The organism is Pantoea sp. MQR6, from assembly GCF_022761075.1.
Classification (GTDB): Bacteria; Pseudomonadota; Gammaproteobacteria; order Enterobacterales; family Enterobacteriaceae; genus Pantoea; species Pantoea phytostimulans.
The window spans coordinates 1-16,535 of the sequence record NZ_JAKYXB010000002.1 but is presented as its reverse complement, the minus strand read 5'-3'; the positions used below and the strand labels follow the sequence as shown (position 1 = coordinate 16,535).

The window sequence follows — 16,535 nt, the reverse complement described above, 5'->3', positions numbered from 1 at the left end:
TATGGCTGAACCTCGTTTTATACATTTGCGTGTCCACAGCGACTATTCGATGGTCGATGGCTTGGCGAAAACCGGGCCATTAATCAAGAAAGCGGCTGCTTTGGGTATGCCTGCTATTGCGATTACCGACTATACCAACCTGTGCGGGTTAGTGAAGTTCTATGGCAGCGCGCATGGCGCAGGGATAAAGCCCGTAATCGGTGCTGACTTTAGCGTTGCCAGCGAACTGATGGGCGATGAATTAACGCAGTTGACAGTGTTAGCCAGCAACAATGTCGGTTATCAAAATCTTACTTTACTCATTTCGCGTGCCTACCAGCGTGGTTATGGCATTGCCGGCCCAGTCATTGACCGTGACTGGTTGGTTGAGTTACAGGAAGGCTTAATTCTGCTTTCAGGGGGACGCTGTGGTGATGTTGGCCGCTGCCTGTTACGTGGTAATACCGGTCTGGTTTCGCAATGCCTGAATTTTTATCAACAGCATTTTGCCGATCGCTATTATCTTGAGCTTACACGCACCGGACGTCAGGATGAAGAAAGCTATCTGCATGCAGCCGTTGAGCTAGCCATCGCCGAAGGCATTCCAGTCGTAGCGACCAACGAAGTTTGCTTCATTAATGAAGAAGATTTTGACGCACACGAAATCCGCGTTGCTATTCACGATGGTTACACGCTGGATGATCCTAAACGTCCACGCAAATACAGTCCTCAGCAATACATGCGTAGCGAAGAGGAGATGTGCGAGCTGTTCTCGGACATCCCTGAAGCGCTGGAAAACAGCGTAGAGATTGCTAAGCGTTGTAACGTTACGGTGCGGTTGGGCGAATACTTCTTGCCACAATTTCCGACCGGCGAAATGACCACCGAAGATTTCTTGGTAATGAAGTCGCGTGAAGGGTTAGAAGAGCGTCTCGAATTCTTGTTCCCAGACGAAGCCGTTCGCGCTGAGAAACGCCCAGAATATGATGAGCGCCTGGAAATAGAGCTTAACGTAATCAACCAGATGGGCTTCCCCGGCTACTTCCTGATCGTAATGGAATTTATCCAGTGGTCGAAAGATAACGGCGTGCCCGTCGGGCCGGGTCGTGGTTCTGGTGCTGGCTCTTTGGTGGCGTATGCACTAAAAATTACCGATCTCGATCCGCTGGAGTTTGATCTGCTATTCGAACGCTTCCTCAATCCGGAACGTGTATCGATGCCAGACTTCGACGTCGACTTCTGTATGGAGAAGCGCGATCAGGTTATTGAGCACGTTGCCGATATGTATGGCCGCGAAGCGGTATCGCAAATCATCACCTTCGGTACCATGGCGGCAAAAGCGGTTATTCGTGACGTAGGTCGTGTATTGGGCCATCCATACGGTTTCGTTGATCGCATATCTAAACTCATTCCACCTGATCCTGGCATGACGCTGGAAAAAGCATTTGCTGCTGAACCGCAGTTGCCAGAAATTTACGAGGCGGATGAAGAAGTCCGGTCGCTGATTGACATGGCGCGCAAGCTGGAAGGCGTAACGCGAAATGCCGGTAAACACGCCGGGGGTGTTGTTATCGCACCCACTAAAATCACCGATTTTGCACCGCTTTATTGCGATGAGAACGGCCAGAATCCACTGACTCAGTTTGATAAAAATGATGTTGAATATGCTGGCTTGGTGAAGTTCGACTTCCTTGGCCTGCGTACCTTAACCATCATTAACTGGGCGCTGGAAATGATCAACGCCCGACGCGAGAAGCAGAGCGAGCCGCCCATCGATATTGCGGCGATTCCGTTAGAAGACAAGAAAAGTTTCGATATGCTGCAGCGCGCGGAGACCACAGCGGTTTTCCAGCTTGAATCGCGCGGCATGAAAGATTTGATCAAACGCCTGAAGCCTGACTGTTTTGAAGACATGATCGCATTGGTGGCGCTGTTCCGTCCTGGGCCGCTGCAATCGGGCATGGTGGACAACTTTATCGACCGTAAACATGGTCGCGAAGCGATTTCCTATCCAGATATTCAGTGGCAGCACGACACGCTGAAGCCAGTGCTGGAACCGACTTATGGCATCATCCTGTATCAAGAACAGGTGATGCAGATCGCCCAAGAACTTTCCGGTTATACCCTTGGCGGTGCAGATATGCTGCGTCGCGCGATGGGTAAAAAGAAACCGGAAGAGATGGCCAAGCAGCGTTCTGTCTTTAAAGATGGCGCGGAGCGGATGGGCGTCGACGGCGAGCTGTCGATGAAAATCTTCGACTTGGTCGAAAAGTTTGCTGGCTACGGCTTTAACAAATCGCACTCCGCTGCTTATGCATTGGTTTCCTATCAAACGCTGTGGCTAAAAGCGCACTATCCAGCCGAATTCATGGCAGCGGTAATGACTGCCGATATGGATAACACAGAGAAAGTGGTTGGGCTGGTGGATGAATGCTGGCGCATGGGACTGAAGGTCTTGCCGCCAGATATTAACTCTGGCTTGTATCAGTTCCATGTTAATCCAGAAGGAGAGATCGTTTACGGTATTGGCGCCATCAAAGGCGTCGGCGAAGGCCCAATCGAAGCGATCATTGATGCGCGTAACGAAGGTGGCTATTTCCGCGAGCTGTTCGATCTCTGTGCGCGCACTGACACGAAAAAAATCAACCGTCGCGTGATGGAAAAATTGATCATGTCCGGTGCGTTTGATCGCCTTGGCCCGCACCGCGCCGCGCTGATGAGTTCGCTCAGCGATGCGCTAAAAGCTGCCGATCAACATGCCAAAGCCGAAGCGATTGGCCAGGCGGATATGTTTGGTGTATTGGCGGAAGAGCCGGAGCAGGTTGAAAAGTCTTACGCGAGCGTCACACCGTGGCCTGAACAGGTCCAACTGGATGGTGAACGTGAAACGCTGGGACTGTATCTTACCGGTCATCCCATCAACCAGTATTTGAAAGAAATTGAGCGCTATGTCGGCGGTGTACGTCTTAAAGATATGCATCCCACCGATCGTGGTAAAATTACTGTCGCGGCCGGTCTGGTGATTGCCGCGCGTGTAATGGTGACTAAGCGCGGCAACCGAATTGGTATTTGTACTTTGGACGATCGTTCCGGTCGTCTGGAAGTCATGTTATTTACCGATGCGTTAGATAAATACCAGCAGTTGCTGGAGAAAGACCGTATCCTGATCGTCAGCGGACAGGTCAGCTTTGATGACTTCAGTGGAGGCCTTAAAATGACCGCCCGCGAAATCATGGACATTGACGAAGCACGCGAAAAATATGCGCGTGGTCTTGCTATCTCGCTGACGGACAGGCAAATTGATGACCAGCTATTAAACCGACTCCGCCAGTCCCTGGAACCTCATCGATCAGGGACCATTCCGGTGCATCTCTACTATCAGAGAGCCGACGCGCGTGCCAAGCTGCGCTTTGGTGCAGCGTGGCGAATTTCGCCCAGCGATCGTTTACTTAATGATCTGCGGTCGTTGATCGGATCGGAGCAGGTAGAACTGGAGTTTGACTAAAACAGGAACATTATGAGTCTTAATTACCTGGATTTTGAACAACCAATCGCAGAACTGGAAGCGAAGATTGATTCGCTGACATCGATTGGTCGTCAGGATGATAAACACGTAAATCTGGATGAAGAAGTTCAGCGTTTGCGCGAAAAAAGCGTTGAGCTGACGCGTAAAATCTTCGCCGACTTAGGCGCATGGCAGATCGCTCAACTGGCGCGCCATCCTTTGCGTCCTTATACCTTTGACTACGTGCGCAACGCGTTTGACGATTTTGATGAGTTAGCTGGCGACCGTGCTTATGCTGATGACAAAGCAATTGTCGGCGGTATTGCTCGTCTTGATGGACGTCCGGTGATGATCATCGGTCACCAGAAAGGTCGCGAAACCAAAGAGAAAATTCGTCGCAACTTCGGTATGCCTGCACCTGAAGGCTATCGTAAGGCACTGCGTTTGATGGAAATGGCTGAGCGCTTCAAAATGCCAATCATTACCTTCATTGATACGCCGGGGGCTTATCCGGGTGTAGGTGCAGAAGAGCGCGGCCAGTCTGAAGCGATTGCTCGTAACCTGCGTGAAATGTCTGGCCTAAAAGTGCCGGTCATTTGTACCGTGATTGGTGAAGGCGGTTCAGGTGGTGCGTTAGCGATCGGCGTTGGCGACAAAGTGAATATGCTGCAATACAGCACCTATTCGGTGATTTCACCGGAAGGTTGTGCGTCAATTCTGTGGAAGAGCGCAGACAAAGCGCCACTGGCTGCGGAAGCGATGGGCATCACTGCCGAACGTTTGAAAGAGCTGAAGCTGATTGACTCTGTGATCCCAGAACCGTTGGGTGGCGCGCATCGTCGCCCAGTGGATATGGCGATCTCGCTGAAACAGCAACTGCTGGCTGACTTGGCCGATCTCGATGGATTCACGACTGAAGAGTTGCTGGATCGTCGTTATCAGCGTCTGATGAGCTACGGCTACGCCTGATTTTGCATGATAAAAAACTAAGCGGACCTCGGTCCGCTTTTTTTATGCCTTAATTCTGACTGAGAGCGGCCCTGCAATTCGCTATGCTTAGCCAATGCCACAACAACTTAGGAGGTGCGCATTGAATATTCTGGCAATCATGGGCGGGCACGGTGTGTTCTATAAAGATGAACCGTTGCGCGAACTGGATGCTGCGTTAAGTCAGCAGGGTTTCCAACTCATCTATCCCAAAAACGCCGTCGATTTGCTCAAGCTGATCGAACACAATCCCCGTATCAGTGGCGTGATTTTTGACTGGGATGCGCATAACAGCATGGAGTTATGTGGCGAAATCAATCAGCTGAACGAATATCTGCCGCTGTATGCTTTCATCAACACCCATTCGCAAATGGACATCAGCATCAATGAAATGCGTATGCCTCTGCATTTTTTTGAATACGCGCTCAATGCTGCTGAAGATATTGCGCTGCATATCCGTCAATACACTGACGACTATCTGGATCACATTACTCCGCCGCTGACGAAAGCACTGTTTACCTATGTAAAAGAAGGCAAGTACACCTTCTGTACGCCGGGTCACATGGCGGGTACCGCGTTTCAAAAAAGCCCGGTTGGCTGCTTGTTTTACGATTTCTTTGGTGCGAATACGCTGAAGTCTGATATTTCAATTTCCGTTACCGAGTTGGGATCGCTGCTCGATCACACCGGGCCGCATCTTGAAGCGGAAGAGTATATTGCGCGAACCTTCGGGGCGGAACAGAGCTACATGGTGACCAATGGCACCTCAACGTCGAACAAAATAGTGGGGATGTATGCAGCACCCGCAGGCAGCACGGTGTTGATTGACCGTAATTGCCATAAATCCCTCACGCATCTGCTGATGATGAGCGATCTGGTGCCGATTTGGTTGAAGCCGACACGAAATGCACTCGGCATTCTTGGCGGTATTCCTAAACGTGAATTTACTCGCCCGAACATCGAAGCAAAGGTGGCGGCAACACCCCGCGCGACCTGGCCGGTGCATGCAGTCATCACTAACTCCACCTATGACGGCTTGCTGTACAACACGCAATACATCAAACAGACGCTGGACGTTCCGTCGATTCATTTTGATTCAGCCTGGGTGCCTTACACTAATTTCCATCCTATTTATGAGGGTAAAAGCGGCATGAGCGGCGAGCGCACGCCGGGAAAAGTGGTCTACGAAACGCAGTCGACGCATAAGCTGCTGGCAGCATTTTCGCAGGCATCAATGATCCATATTAAAGGCGATTACGACGAGCAGACGTTTAACGAAGCCTACATGATGCACACCACCACATCGCCGAACTATGCAATTGTTTCCTCAATCGAAACGGCAGCGGCAATGCTGCGCGGTAATCCCGGCAAGCGTTTAATTAACCGTTCAGTCGAGCGTGCGCTGCATTTCCGTCGTGAGATTCAGCGTTTGCGAGAAGAGTCTGACAGCTGGTTTTTTGATATCTGGCAGCCTGAGCACGTCGATGAAGCGCAGTGCTGGCCGATCCAGCCGGGTGAAGAGGAGTGGCACGGTTTTACGCAGGCCGATCGCGATCATATGTATCTGGATCCGATCAAAGTCACCATCCTCACGCCAGGCATGAGCGAACTGGGCGTGATGGCAGATGACGGTATTCCGGCTGCGCTGGTAGCCAAATTCCTTGATGAGCGCGGTATCGTGGTGGAAAAAACCGGGCCGTACAATTTGCTGTTTTTGTTCAGTATCGGCATCGATAAAACTAAAGCGATGAGTGTGCTGCGGGGCTTAACTGAGTTTAAACGCGCTTACGATCTGAATTTGCGGGTCAAAAATATGCTGCCGGATCTGTATGCAGAAGATCCTGATTTCTATCGCAACATGCGCATTCAGACGCTGGCGCAAGGGATCCATCAGATGATCCGTCAACATGATCTGCCGCGCCTGATGCTGAAAGCTTTTGATGTCTTGCCAGAGATGAAAATGACGCCGCATCAGGCTTTTCAACAACAGGTTAAAGGCAATATCGAAACGGTGGATATCAGTGAACTGGTTGGGCGTGTCTCGGCCAATATGATTTTGCCTTATCCGCCAGGTGTTCCGCTGGTCATGCCTGGTGAAATGATCACTGAGGCGAGCCGTGCCGTGCTCGATTTTCTGTTAATGCTTTGCAGCATTGGCCGTCATTATCCCGGTTTCGAGACCGATATTCATGGCGCAACACTGACTGAAGAGGGTGAATATCGCGTGCGGGTGCTGAAAAGTGAATGAGTTCAGAAGATTACGCATTGTCAGCGTAGAGTCTCGGCCGTAAGGTAATGAATTACCGAACTCAAGGAGCCAGCATGCTGCAGTTAACTCAAATCCATCACATCGCTATCATTGCGTCCGATTACCAGCGCAGCAAAGCCTTTTATTGCGACGTGCTCGGGTTTAGCCTGTTAGGCGAATACTATCGGGAAGCGCGCGATTCATGGAAAGGGGATTTAGCGCTTAATGGCCAGTACACCATTGAGCTGTTTTCTTTCCCTACGCCACCTGCTCGGGTTAGTCATCCCGAAGCCTGCGGCTTACGTCATCTCGCTTTTACCGTGGCAGACGTTGAAATCGCGGTTCAGGCGCTGGCAGAAAAAGGGGTAACTTGCGAGCCGATTCGCATTGATGATCTTACCGGTAAGCAATGCACTTTCTTTGCTGATCCAGATGGTTTGCCGCTGGAGCTGTATCAGGCGTAAAATAGCGCGCTTCAACGGGCCGCATTCGGCGGCCCGAATCTTTGGATTGCGCCATGTCTTTGCCACAGCTTGATCATTTGTTGAATTCTGACGCTGCGCTTGTCGTGGCTTTCAGCGGTGGCCTGGATTCAACTGTGCTGTTGCATCATATGCTGGCATGGCAGCAACATCATCCTCAAATCCGTTTACGTGCCTTACACGTTCATCATGGGCTCAGCCCCAATGCTGACGCTTGGGCTGCGCATTGCGTAGCGATTTGCCAGCAGTGGCAGCTGAGTTGTGAGGTATTGCGGGTAAACGTCGATAGCCGCGAGCAAGGCATTGAAGCGGCAGCTCGTCAGGCACGTTATCAGGCGTTGAGTGGCGCGTTAAAGCCAGATGAAATATTGGTAACCGCGCAGCATCTTGACGATCAGTGTGAAACTTTACTGCTCGCGTTGAAACGCGGTAGCGGCCCGGCAGGCTTAGCAGCAATGCCAAAAGCAATGCAGTTGGGCAATCATCGCCTGCTGCGTCCTCTGCTGGATATCTCCCGTCAGGTGCTGGAAGATTATGCTCACAAGCATCAACTCATCTGGATAGAGGATGAAAGTAATCAGGATGTACGTTATGACCGTAATTTTTTACGTCAGCGTTTATTACCTGAATTATTAACGCGTTGGCCCCATTTTGCCGAAGCGACAGCGCGCAGCGCCGCGTTATGTGGTGAACAAGAACAGCTGCTGGATGAGTTATTGTCTGAGCAATTACAGTCGCTGGTTCAGGCCGACGGTAGCCTGACGTTCACCGAACTCCTGAATTTCAGCGATGTGCGTGTTAATGCGCTGCTTCGCCGCTGGATTGCCGGGCAGGGCGGCAAGATGCCTTCCCGTGACGCGCTAAAGCGTATTCATCAGGAAGTGATGTTGAGCCGGGAAGATGCTCAGCCGCGTTTGCAGCTAGGCCATTTTGAAATACGCCGCTTTCGCCAGCAACTTTACTGGCTGCCGGTACAGGAATCTTTGCGTAACAGTGAATTGAGCTGGCCCGATCTCAACGACTCACTGACGCTTCCGCCTAATTTAGGCTCGCTGCAGGCTGATCACTCGGAAAATGTATTACGGCAGCCAACGGCTGGTGAGCACGTCTTTGTCCGTTTTCAGGCACAAGGCTATTTGCATCTGGTTAATCGCGCGGGTGGTCGAGAAATGAAAAAGCTTTGGCAGGAATTAAATGTTCCGCCATGGCAGCGCGAACGCATTCCTTTAATTTTTTATAATCAGACGCTTGTCTGCGCGCCCGGTTTGTTTGTTACCCGGGAAGGCGCGACCGTGGATGCGCACGGCTGGCAAGCGATCTGGCACAAACAATAATAGTGCTGGAGAGCAATGATGAAAAACTTTATTGCCGCCTTATTGGTGGTAACGGCAGTGCCGGCTTTTGCCGAGGGTGATGTGAATGCAGGCGCACAAAAAGCCGCGAGTTGCATGGCGTGTCATGGTGCGGAAGGAAAAACGGCGGTACCGCTCTATCCTAATCTTGCCGGGCAAAATAGCGCTTATCTTAATCATGCTTTACAGGCTTATAAAAAAGGTGAGCGCAGCGGTGGGCAAGCGGAAGTAATGAAAGCGTTTGTGGCGGGATTAAGTGATGAAGATATGGCGGATATTGCGGCCTATTATAACTCTTTGAAACCGTAGCGAAGGAGGCGGGATAGAATCCCGCCCATGAGGATTGAGTTACTCTTCGCTGACGACAACCTTTCCCAGTTCGGGGTGGCTGAAACTGGCGATGTGATCGAGACGCAATTCACGCGTTTCACCAGAAAGGTCAATCTCCAGATATTCCACGTTTTTACGGGACACGATAACATTAGCTTTTGCCTTGAGCTGCTCGCCATCCTTCAATTCCAGCGACAGCATCCAATTCTTTTGGCAGGCGAGTTCCAGATTATCGTAGTCATCGCAATTGATGGGTTTATAAGCTTCGTTCATCAACATAGTCGCTCACCAATAAGTTTGCAGCGGCGTATGCCGCCTGTTCCCTGACAGAAGAGTTTAGCGCAGAATTCGCGGCAATATCATCAAGCGCCTTTAAAGCGCAGCCAATTGCATCCGGGACATAGCCTAAATCCCCACTGCCGATTTCGGCATATTTTTGGCGAACTAATTCACAATATTTTTGCACAAGCCCCTCCTCAGCAGAGCGTAAATACTCTGGATGATAGGCGACTATAACACAGGCATTTACAGGAAATCAGCCCGGCTAAAGCAGGATCGACACGCGATTCACTGCTAAAGTGACAGATTCCGCTGTTTGACACCAGATTAATACCCGCACAAAAGGTTAAGTTGATGAATCAGTTAAGGCATTTAAGCAGCGATTTCGCTCTGGAAGGTGACAGATGATTATGCTGTCGCGCAATATTGAGCTCCCCGATAACGAAATCGAACTGACGGCGATCCGTGCACAAGGCGCGGGTGGGCAGCATGTGAATAAAGCCAGCACGGCGATTCATCTGCGCTTTGATATCGCTTCATCGTCCCTGCCGCCGTTTTACAAAGAACGGTTGCTGGCTGCTAATCACCATTTGATTACTGGCGAAGGCGTGGTAGTGATTAAGGCTCAGGAATATCGCAGTCAGGAGATGAACCGTGAAGCTGCTTTACAGCGTTTAGTCAATTTGATTGCTGAACTTACTACGGTTGAGAAAACGCGACGCGCAACGCGACCTACGCGTGCATCAAAAGTACGGCGTCTGGAAGGCAAAACACGGCGTGCAAATACCAAAGCGTTGCGTGGAAAAGTGCAATAAAAAACGCCCCATAACCGGGGCGTTTGAACGTGAAGATGCTACTTATTCAGCGCTTTCAGCAGGAAGTCGACAATATCGTCCTGCTTAATCATCTGTTTTTCACTGTCGCGGCGCGCTTTGTACTCAATCTCTTGGTTATCGAGGTTACGATCGCCAATAACGATAGTATGCGGTACGCCAATCAGTTCCATATCAGCAAACATTACGCCAGGACGTTCTTTGCGATCGTCAAGAATCACATCGATGCCTTTGGCGCGCAGTTGGTTATAGAGCTCTTCTGCCACTTCTTTCACTCGGAAAGATTTCTGCATGTTCATTGGCAGAATGGCCACTTCGAACGGAGCCAAGGCCGCAGGCCAGGTAATGCCGCGTTCATCATGGTTTTGCTCAATAGCCGCCGCCACTACGCGCGTAATACCGATACCGTAACAACCCATGGTCAACACTTGGTTACGGCCATCTTCACCCTGAACCGCGGCTTTCATCGCTTCAGAATATTTGGTACCTAGCTGGAAGATGTGTCCCACTTCGATGCCGCGTTTGATCTGCAGCGTGCCTTTGCCATCTGGACTCAGATCGCCTTCTACTACATTACGAATATCCGCAACATGTGGTGCGGGCAGATCGCGCTCCCAGTTAATGCCAATGTAATGTTTATCATCAACGTTGGCACCTGCACTAAAATCACTCATCTTCGCGACTGTACGATCGGCGATAATCGGCATATTTAGGTTAATTGGGCCAAGCGAGCCTGGACCTGCGCCCACGGCTGCACGAATCTCTTCTTCAGTGGCGAAAACCAGCGGTGAGGCAACCATGTCTGATTTCTCAGCTTTGATTTCGTTCAACGCATGATCGCCACGGACCAGCAGCGCAACCAGCGCATGACCGCTTTCTTCGGCACCTTTGACGATCAGCGTTTTGACGGTTTTCTCAATGGGCAGCTGGAATTGATTAACCAGATCCGCGATGGTTTTCGCATTCGGCGTATCGATCTGGCTCAGTTCCTGCGTTGGCAGAGCGCGTTCACCCGCTGGAGCCACCGCTTCTGCGAACTCAATGTTAGCGGCGTAATCGGAATCAGTGGAGAAGATCACATCATCTTCGCCGCTCTGTGCCAGCACCTGGAATTCATGTGATGCGCTGCCGCCGATTGAGCCGGTATCTGCCTGTACGGCGCGGAAATCGAGTCCCATGCGGCTAAAGCTTTGGCTGTAGGCGCGATACATCGCATCATACGTTTCTTGCAGAGATTCCTGCGAAATGTGGAATGAGTACGCATCTTTCATAATGAATTCGCGTGAACGCATCACACCAAAACGCGGACGGACTTCGTCACGGAATTTGGTTTGAATCTGATACAGGTTAAGTGGTAGCTGTTTGTAGGAGCTGAGCTCGTTACGAATCAGGTCAGTGACCACTTCTTCATGCGTTGGACCCAGCACGAAGGGACGCTCATGGCGATCCGCAACGCGCAGCAGCTCTGGGCCATACTGTTCCCAGCGGCCGCTCTCTTGCCACAGATCGGCAGGCTGAACGACCGGCATTGAAATCTCAATCGCGCCCGCGTTGTTCATCTCTTCACGCACGATGTTTTCGACTTTTTTCAGCACACGCACACCGGTCGGCAACCAGGTATACAAGCCCGAGGCCAGTTTGCGGATCATTCCGGCGCGTAGCATCAGCTGATGGCTGATCACTTCAGCGTCGGATGGCGTCTCTTTCTGAGTAGAGAGCAGATATTGAGTAGTACGCATTGGTTACGATTCCAGTTGATCGGAAAGTCACAGACAGAATTTTGCTGGCGGCTAGTGTACCAGCGAGATCTCTGGCTCAAAAGCGGGTTTTAACGTGGGTCGATAGCAACGACTTCAGTGCCGGCTTCATCAATACGCCAGCGCACATTAAAATCCAGCAACCAGGCAGCATATTCCCGCTCCAGCGCTTCGCCTTTGCGGTAAGCGGGGCGGGGATCCTGCGCCAAAACGTCGCTGATAAATCGCGCGAGTTGGGGATAGCTCACTTGCTGCTGCAAAAGCTGTTGTTGTGCCAGCAGAGAAAAACGCACTGGCATATCCGCTTCAGGTGCAGCCTGAGCAAAGCCAGCACGCGCATTCGGTAAGGCTTCAGCAAAAGGCAGGTAAGGTTTGATATCCACCACTGGCGTGCCATCAACTAAATCCAGACTACCCAGATCCAGAATGACCTGCTGCTTCGCGCAGCGAATACCTTTTAACTCAACCAGCGACATGCCAATTGGGTTAGGTCGAAACGTTGAACGCGTAGCAAAAACACCTACGCGTGCATTACCGCCGAGGCGCGGTGGTCGCACCGTGGGCCGCCATCCACCTTCCATCGTTTGATGAAACACAAACAGCACCCAAAGGTGACTGAAATCTTCCAGTCCACGTACGGCCTCAGGCTGATTGTAAGGGGGCAAAAGATGGAGCTCGCCGCCGCCATCCTGAACCAGACCTGGCTGGCGCGGCACGGCGAATTTCTCTTTCCACGGTGAACGGATTACACCAATTTGCGCAAAGGCGAATTCACTCATTGATTACTGACTTTCAGCGCCGAGCCTTGGCAAATAGCCTGGCGATAACAACCTGGCGTGCTGCTGACAATTTCGCATTTGTGCAGTAAAACGGCGTTGGCTTTCATCTGAGACGCTTTTACTTGTAAGCGTTTGCGTGCCGTCGCGATATTGGGGGGTGAATCTTGCGTGCTGGTCTGGCAATCATCGCCGGACACTTCACCTAAATCGCGGAACGGTTTGCTGACCAGATCGGTAGCATCGGTATAAACTTTGACCGGCGCAGGACGCGACGCAGGCTTACGTGTCGGCTCGCTGGATGCCTGCGGGCGAGAAGGTGCGCTGCTTATGGGGTGATATTCCCGAACACACCCAGTCAGCATCAATGCTAACAAGCAGAGCGGTAAAAAACGCATAGCAACATCCTCATGTTGTAAAAAGTGGCGTTATTGAAACAAGGACCAGAATAAATAACAAGTCGAGCGAGGCGCTAAGCAAAAGAAAGGGCGGCATAGCGCCGCCCTGAGGGAAGGAGCAAGGCAGAATTACCAGCCTTTTACTGCACCACCGTTAAAGACTTTATTAGCCGCGTCATTCACTTCGTCAGACTGATAAGCCTGAACAAACTTCTTCACGTTCTCTGCGTCTTTATTGTCTTCACGCGCCACAATCATATTGACGTAAGGTGAATCTTTATCTTCAACAAAGATACCGTCTTTCGCTGGCGTCAGGCCAATCTGGCTAGCGTAAGTGGTGTTGATCACTGCCAATGCAATCTGGGCATCGTCCAGTGAACGTGGCAGCTGCGGCGCTTCCAGCTCAACAATTTTTAATTTTTTCGGGTTTTCAGTGATATCCAGTGAAGTCGGCAGCAAGCCAACGCCATCTTTCAATTTGATCAGGCCCACTTTTTGCAGCAGCAGCAAGGTACGTCCCAGATTGGTCGGATCGTTAGGAATGGCGATTTGTGCGCCATCCTGCAATTCGTCCAGTGATTTGATTTTTTTCGAATAGCCGGCGATTGGGTAAACAAAGGTATTGCCTACCGATACCAGCTTGTAACCACGATCTTTGATTTGCTGATCCAGATAGGGCTTATGCTGGAAAGCGTTGGCATCAATGTCACCTTTGCTCAGCGCTTCGTTTGGTAAAACATAATCGTTGAACGTCACCAGCTCGACATCGAGGCCATATTTTTCTTTAGCGACTTTCTGAGCCACTTCAGCAACCTGCTGTTCAGCACCGACAATCACACCCACTTTAATGTGGTTTGGATCTTTTTCTTTCTGATCGCATCCAGCCAGCGCAATCGCGCCAATTAGTGCACCCACAGCGGCAATGTTTTTAAACTTGAAAGACATATCCTTTCCTTAATATTGATATTGCTTGCTTACTTATGGGACACAGCACGCACGATGCGGTCGCCACAGAATTGAATGAGATACACCAGAACCACCAGTAATACCAATACTGTATTCATCACGGTAGCGTTGTATCCGATATAACCGTACTGATAACCAATCTGACCTAATCCGCCTGCACCGACTGCACCGCCCATGGCTGAATAACCGACTAAGGTAATCAACGTTATTGTCGCGGCGTTCACCAAACCTGGCAGCGCTTCAGGCAGCAACACCTTACGCACAATCTGCATTGGCGTTGCGCCCATGGCGCGGGACGCTTCAATCAAACCAGTGGGTAGTTCCAGTAAGGCGTTTTCCACCATACGTGCAATAAAAGGTGCGGCCCCAACCGTCAATGGCACAATAGCGGCTTGTAAACCAATCGAAGTACCTACAATGACGCGGGTGAAGGGGATCATCCACACCAATAAGATAATGAAAGGAATGGAGCGGAAGATATTCACTACCGCTGAGAGCACGCGATACAAACCTTGGTTTTCAAGAATTTGTCCGGGGCGTGTCACATACAGCAATACGCCGACCGGCAAGCCCAGCACAAAACCAAAAAAGCCCGAGACAAAGGTCATCATTAGCGTTTCCCATACGCCACGCGCCAGTAACCACATCATCGCGTCAGACATAACCTAATACCTCAACTTTTACATGGTTCTCTTGCAGCCAGGCGATGGCTGTTTTGGTGTCACTTTCTGTACCGTGCATTTCAGCCAGCATAATGCCGAACTTAACGCCACCGGCGTAATCCATCTGCGCGCTAATAATGTTGTTATTAACATTGAAGCGACGAGCGGCCTCTGACAACAGTGGGGCATCCACTGATTTACCGGTAAATTCCAGGCGCAACAGCGGTACGCTATCGGTTTTCGCTTCCGATGACATGCGTTGCTGATAGTCGTCAGGAATATCCAGATGCAAGGTGGACTGAATAAATTGTTGCGCTAACGGCGTTTTAGGGTGTGAGAACACTTCGCTGACGCTGTCTTTCTCGATTAATTCGCCGTGACTAATAACGGCCACCTGATCACAGATGCGTTTCACAACATCCATTTCATGGGTAATTAAGAGAATGGTCAGGCCCAGGCGACGATTAATATCTTTTAGTAACTCAAGAATGGAACGCGTGGTTGCGGGATCAAGTGCGCTGGTGGCTTCGTCACACAGCAAGACTTTTGGATTACTGGCCAACGCACGAGCAATGGCAACCCGCTGCTTTTGGCCCCCTGAAAGGTTAGCTGGCCAGGCATCGTGCTTGTCAGACAATCCCACTAAGTCCAGCAATTCGGTAACACGTTGGTTGATCTGGCTACGCGACAGATTACCTAATTCCAGCGGAAGCGAGACATTGCCCGCCACGGTGCGTGAATTCATCAGATTAAAATGCTGGAAGATCATGCCTATTTGGCGACGGGCTTGAGTCAGTTGGCGTTCATTCAATGCAGTTAAATCAGCACCATCAACCAGCACGCGACCAGAAGTAGGGCGCTCCAACAGGTTTACGCAACGAATTAATGTACTTTTACCGGCACCGGAAGAACCGATGACACCATATATCTGACCCGCAGGGACATGAAGACTGACGTCAGATAACGCCTGAATCTTACGCGTACCTTGCTGGAACACTTTGGTTATATTTTCGAGTTTTATCATTGCGTTATTTATTATCGTATTACGTTGTCCGTGGTGTGGGATGCTTTCTATAAGCTTAGCCATAAGAGAGCCCAATGGATGTTAAGGCATCCAGACGTCTAAATCAATCAAAGTCATTCAATCTGCCGTTCTCCCTTTTATTGCAATCATGCGATACTGAACGGTAATTTTTATAGCAGGAGTTTCTACGTGGCGAATAAAGTCCCAGCCATTTTTCTTGATCGCGATGGCACCCTAAATGTTGATCATGGCTACGTCCATGAAATCGATAATTTCCAGTTCATTGATGGCACCATCGAGGCGCTGCAAGAATTGAAGAAAATGGGCTTTGCCCTTGTAGTCGTAACAAACCAGTCAGGCATAGCGCGCGGTATGTTTACTGAAGACCAGTTTATGACGCTAACCGAGTGGATGGATTGGTCGCTGGCAGATCGTGATGTTGACCTGGATGGTATCTATTTCTGTCCGCATCATCCTGAAGGGTCAGTTGAAGCCTATCGTCAACAATGTGACTGTCGTAAGCCGCAACCCGGAATGCTGCTCTCCGCCCAGGAAGAACTGGATATCGATATGGCTTCTTCTTATATAGTCGGTGACAAAGTTGAGGATATGCTTGCAGGACAAGCTGCTGGTGTTGGAACAAAAGTATTGGTCCGCACTGGTAAACCCGTAACAGCTGAAGGTGAAGCGGCAGCGGATTGGGTAATTAATAGCCTTGCAGACCTCGCTGAGCGGATTAAAAGCGCTTAAAATAGGCATTGTGATTAAAATTCAGGCGAACAGCAAAAAAGTTTGAATTCGCACTTGCGCTCTCAGAATGGTTCCCTATAATGCGCCTCCACTGACACGGCAAACCGGCAACGGGCTGACGGGTTGAGAGATTCAGGAGACTGAGTCGCCGGAGAAAAGCTTCTGAAAAAGAGGTTGACTCTGAGGAGGGAAAGCGTATTATACGCC

General features: G+C 50.5%; 16 protein-coding genes. 8 read left to right on the top strand and 8 right to left on the bottom strand.

The window, feature by feature from the left end; translation table 11 throughout:
• Nucleotide 1: 1 nt before the first annotated feature.
• From dnaE to MUG06_RS10260, 6 genes are all read left to right on the top strand, one after another.
• Nucleotides 2-3,484, top strand: a complete 3,483-nt coding sequence (dnaE, locus tag MUG06_RS10285) for a DNA polymerase III subunit alpha (protein ID WP_243078543.1) — start codon at nucleotides 2-4, stop codon at nucleotides 3,482-3,484.
• A 12-nt stretch (nucleotides 3,485-3,496) separates the two neighbouring features.
• Nucleotides 3,497-4,453, top strand: coding sequence for an acetyl-CoA carboxylase carboxyl transferase subunit alpha (accA, locus tag MUG06_RS10280; RefSeq protein WP_215847561.1), 957 nt, complete (start codon nucleotides 3,497-3,499; stop codon nucleotides 4,451-4,453).
• 121 nt (nucleotides 4,454-4,574) lie between these two features.
• Nucleotides 4,575-6,719: a lysine decarboxylase LdcC gene (locus MUG06_RS10275; RefSeq protein ID WP_243078542.1), complete on the top strand. Its 2,145-nt coding sequence runs from the start codon at nucleotides 4,575-4,577 to the stop codon at nucleotides 6,717-6,719.
• A 74-nt stretch (nucleotides 6,720-6,793) separates the two neighbouring features.
• Nucleotides 6,794-7,183, top strand: a complete 390-nt coding sequence (locus MUG06_RS10270) for a VOC family protein (protein WP_215847560.1) — start codon at nucleotides 6,794-6,796, stop codon at nucleotides 7,181-7,183.
• Between the two features lie 53 nt (nucleotides 7,184-7,236).
• Nucleotides 7,237-8,535 (top strand): tRNA lysidine(34) synthetase TilS, encoded by a 1,299-nt coding sequence (tilS, locus tag MUG06_RS10265; protein WP_243078541.1) that lies wholly within the window; start codon nucleotides 7,237-7,239, stop codon nucleotides 8,533-8,535.
• Between the two features lie 18 nt (nucleotides 8,536-8,553).
• Nucleotides 8,554-8,862: a cytochrome c gene (locus MUG06_RS10260; RefSeq protein WP_215848332.1), complete on the top strand. Its 309-nt coding sequence runs from the start codon at nucleotides 8,554-8,556 to the stop codon at nucleotides 8,860-8,862.
• A gap of 39 nt (nucleotides 8,863-8,901) precedes the next feature.
• Here the strand turns inward: MUG06_RS10260 and rof are convergent, their stop codons facing one another.
• Together rof and MUG06_RS10250 are read right to left on the bottom strand one after the other, a co-directional pair.
• A complete protein-coding gene (gene rof / locus MUG06_RS10255; RefSeq protein ID WP_215847558.1) occupies nucleotides 8,902-9,162 on the bottom strand; it encodes a Rho-binding antiterminator in 261 nt (86 codons plus the stop codon).
• Complete coding sequence (locus tag MUG06_RS10250) at nucleotides 9,140-9,349, bottom strand: YaeP family protein (protein ID WP_215847557.1); 210 nt, start codon at nucleotides 9,347-9,349, stop codon at nucleotides 9,140-9,142. The genes rof and MUG06_RS10250 overlap by 23 nt, the downstream gene beginning before the upstream one ends.
• 217 nt (nucleotides 9,350-9,566) lie before the next feature.
• On the opposite strand from MUG06_RS10250, the gene arfB reads away from it, so the two are divergent.
• A complete protein-coding gene (gene arfB / locus MUG06_RS10245; protein WP_215847556.1) occupies nucleotides 9,567-9,977 on the top strand; it encodes an alternative ribosome rescue aminoacyl-tRNA hydrolase ArfB in 411 nt (136 codons plus the stop codon).
• 38 nt (nucleotides 9,978-10,015) lie between these two features.
• On the opposite strand, the gene proS is transcribed toward arfB, so the two are convergent.
• The 6 genes from proS to metN all read right to left on the bottom strand — a co-directional run bounded on the left by proS (nucleotide 10,016) and on the right by metN (nucleotide 15,578).
• Complete coding sequence (proS, locus tag MUG06_RS10240) at nucleotides 10,016-11,734, bottom strand: proline--tRNA ligase (RefSeq protein ID WP_243078540.1); 1,719 nt, start codon at nucleotides 11,732-11,734, stop codon at nucleotides 10,016-10,018.
• Between the two features lie 89 nt (nucleotides 11,735-11,823).
• Nucleotides 11,824-12,531, bottom strand: a complete 708-nt coding sequence (tsaA, locus tag MUG06_RS10235) for a tRNA (N6-threonylcarbamoyladenosine(37)-N6)-methyltransferase TrmO (RefSeq protein WP_243078539.1) — start codon at nucleotides 12,529-12,531, stop codon at nucleotides 11,824-11,826.
• Entirely contained in the window at nucleotides 12,528-12,926 is a 399-nt protein-coding gene (rcsF, locus tag MUG06_RS10230; RefSeq protein WP_243078538.1) for an Rcs stress response system protein RcsF, read from the bottom strand. Before rcsF ends, tsaA begins: the two co-directional genes overlap by 4 nt.
• A 129-nt stretch (nucleotides 12,927-13,055) precedes the next feature.
• Nucleotides 13,056-13,871: a MetQ/NlpA family lipoprotein gene (locus tag MUG06_RS10225; protein WP_243078537.1), complete on the bottom strand. Its 816-nt coding sequence runs from the start codon at nucleotides 13,869-13,871 to the stop codon at nucleotides 13,056-13,058.
• Nucleotides 13,872-13,900: 29 nt separating this feature from the next.
• On the bottom strand, nucleotides 13,901-14,554 hold the full coding sequence (locus tag MUG06_RS10220) for a methionine ABC transporter permease MetI (protein ID WP_243078536.1): 654 nt from the start codon (nucleotides 14,552-14,554) through the stop codon (nucleotides 13,901-13,903).
• The gene (gene metN, locus MUG06_RS10215; protein ID WP_215847554.1) at nucleotides 14,547-15,578 is read right to left on the bottom strand and encodes a methionine ABC transporter ATP-binding protein MetN; all 1,032 of its coding nucleotides are present in this window, start codon (nucleotides 15,576-15,578) and stop codon (nucleotides 14,547-14,549) included. The genes MUG06_RS10220 and metN overlap by 8 nt, the downstream gene beginning before the upstream one ends.
• A 189-nt stretch (nucleotides 15,579-15,767) precedes the next feature.
• On the opposite strand from metN, the gene gmhB reads away from it, so the two are divergent.
• Nucleotides 15,768-16,328 carry a D-glycero-beta-D-manno-heptose 1,7-bisphosphate 7-phosphatase gene (gmhB, locus tag MUG06_RS10210; protein ID WP_215847553.1) on the top strand — a complete coding sequence of 187 codons (561 nt, stop codon included), beginning with the start codon at nucleotides 15,768-15,770 and terminating at the stop codon, nucleotides 16,326-16,328.
• Nucleotides 16,329-16,535 lie beyond the last annotated feature (207 nt).

What these genes read in the sequence shown, in the direction of transcription:
- dnaE (WP_243078543.1), top strand. Translation starts at nt 2, where the DNA reads ATGGCTGAACCTCGTTTTATACATTTGCGTGTCCACAGCGACTATTCG.
- accA (WP_215847561.1), top strand. Translation starts at nt 3,497, where the DNA reads ATGAGTCTTAATTACCTGGATTTTGAACAACCAATCGCAGAACTGGAA.
- MUG06_RS10270 (WP_215847560.1), top strand. Translation starts at nt 6,794, where the DNA reads ATGCTGCAGTTAACTCAAATCCATCACATCGCTATCATTGCGTCCGAT.
- tilS (WP_243078541.1), top strand. Translation starts at nt 7,237, where the DNA reads ATGTCTTTGCCACAGCTTGATCATTTGTTGAATTCTGACGCTGCGCTT.
- MUG06_RS10260 (WP_215848332.1), top strand. Translation starts at nt 8,554, where the DNA reads ATGAAAAACTTTATTGCCGCCTTATTGGTGGTAACGGCAGTGCCGGCT.
- rof (WP_215847558.1), bottom strand. Translation starts at nt 9,162, where the DNA reads ATGTTGATGAACGAAGCTTATAAACCCATCAATTGCGATGACTACGAT.
- arfB (WP_215847556.1), top strand. Translation starts at nt 9,567, where the DNA reads ATGATTATGCTGTCGCGCAATATTGAGCTCCCCGATAACGAAATCGAA.
- proS (WP_243078540.1), bottom strand. Translation starts at nt 11,734, where the DNA reads ATGCGTACTACTCAATATCTGCTCTCTACTCAGAAAGAGACGCCATCC.
- tsaA (WP_243078539.1), bottom strand. Translation starts at nt 12,531, where the DNA reads ATGAGTGAATTCGCCTTTGCGCAAATTGGTGTAATCCGTTCACCGTGG.
- rcsF (WP_243078538.1), bottom strand. Translation starts at nt 12,926, where the DNA reads ATGCGTTTTTTACCGCTCTGCTTGTTAGCATTGATGCTGACTGGGTGT.
- MUG06_RS10225 (WP_243078537.1), bottom strand. Translation starts at nt 13,871, where the DNA reads ATGTCTTTCAAGTTTAAAAACATTGCCGCTGTGGGTGCACTAATTGGC.
- MUG06_RS10220 (WP_243078536.1), bottom strand. Translation starts at nt 14,554, where the DNA reads ATGTCTGACGCGATGATGTGGTTACTGGCGCGTGGCGTATGGGAAACG.
- metN (WP_215847554.1), bottom strand. Translation starts at nt 15,578, where the DNA reads ATGATAAAACTCGAAAATATAACCAAAGTGTTCCAGCAAGGTACGCGT.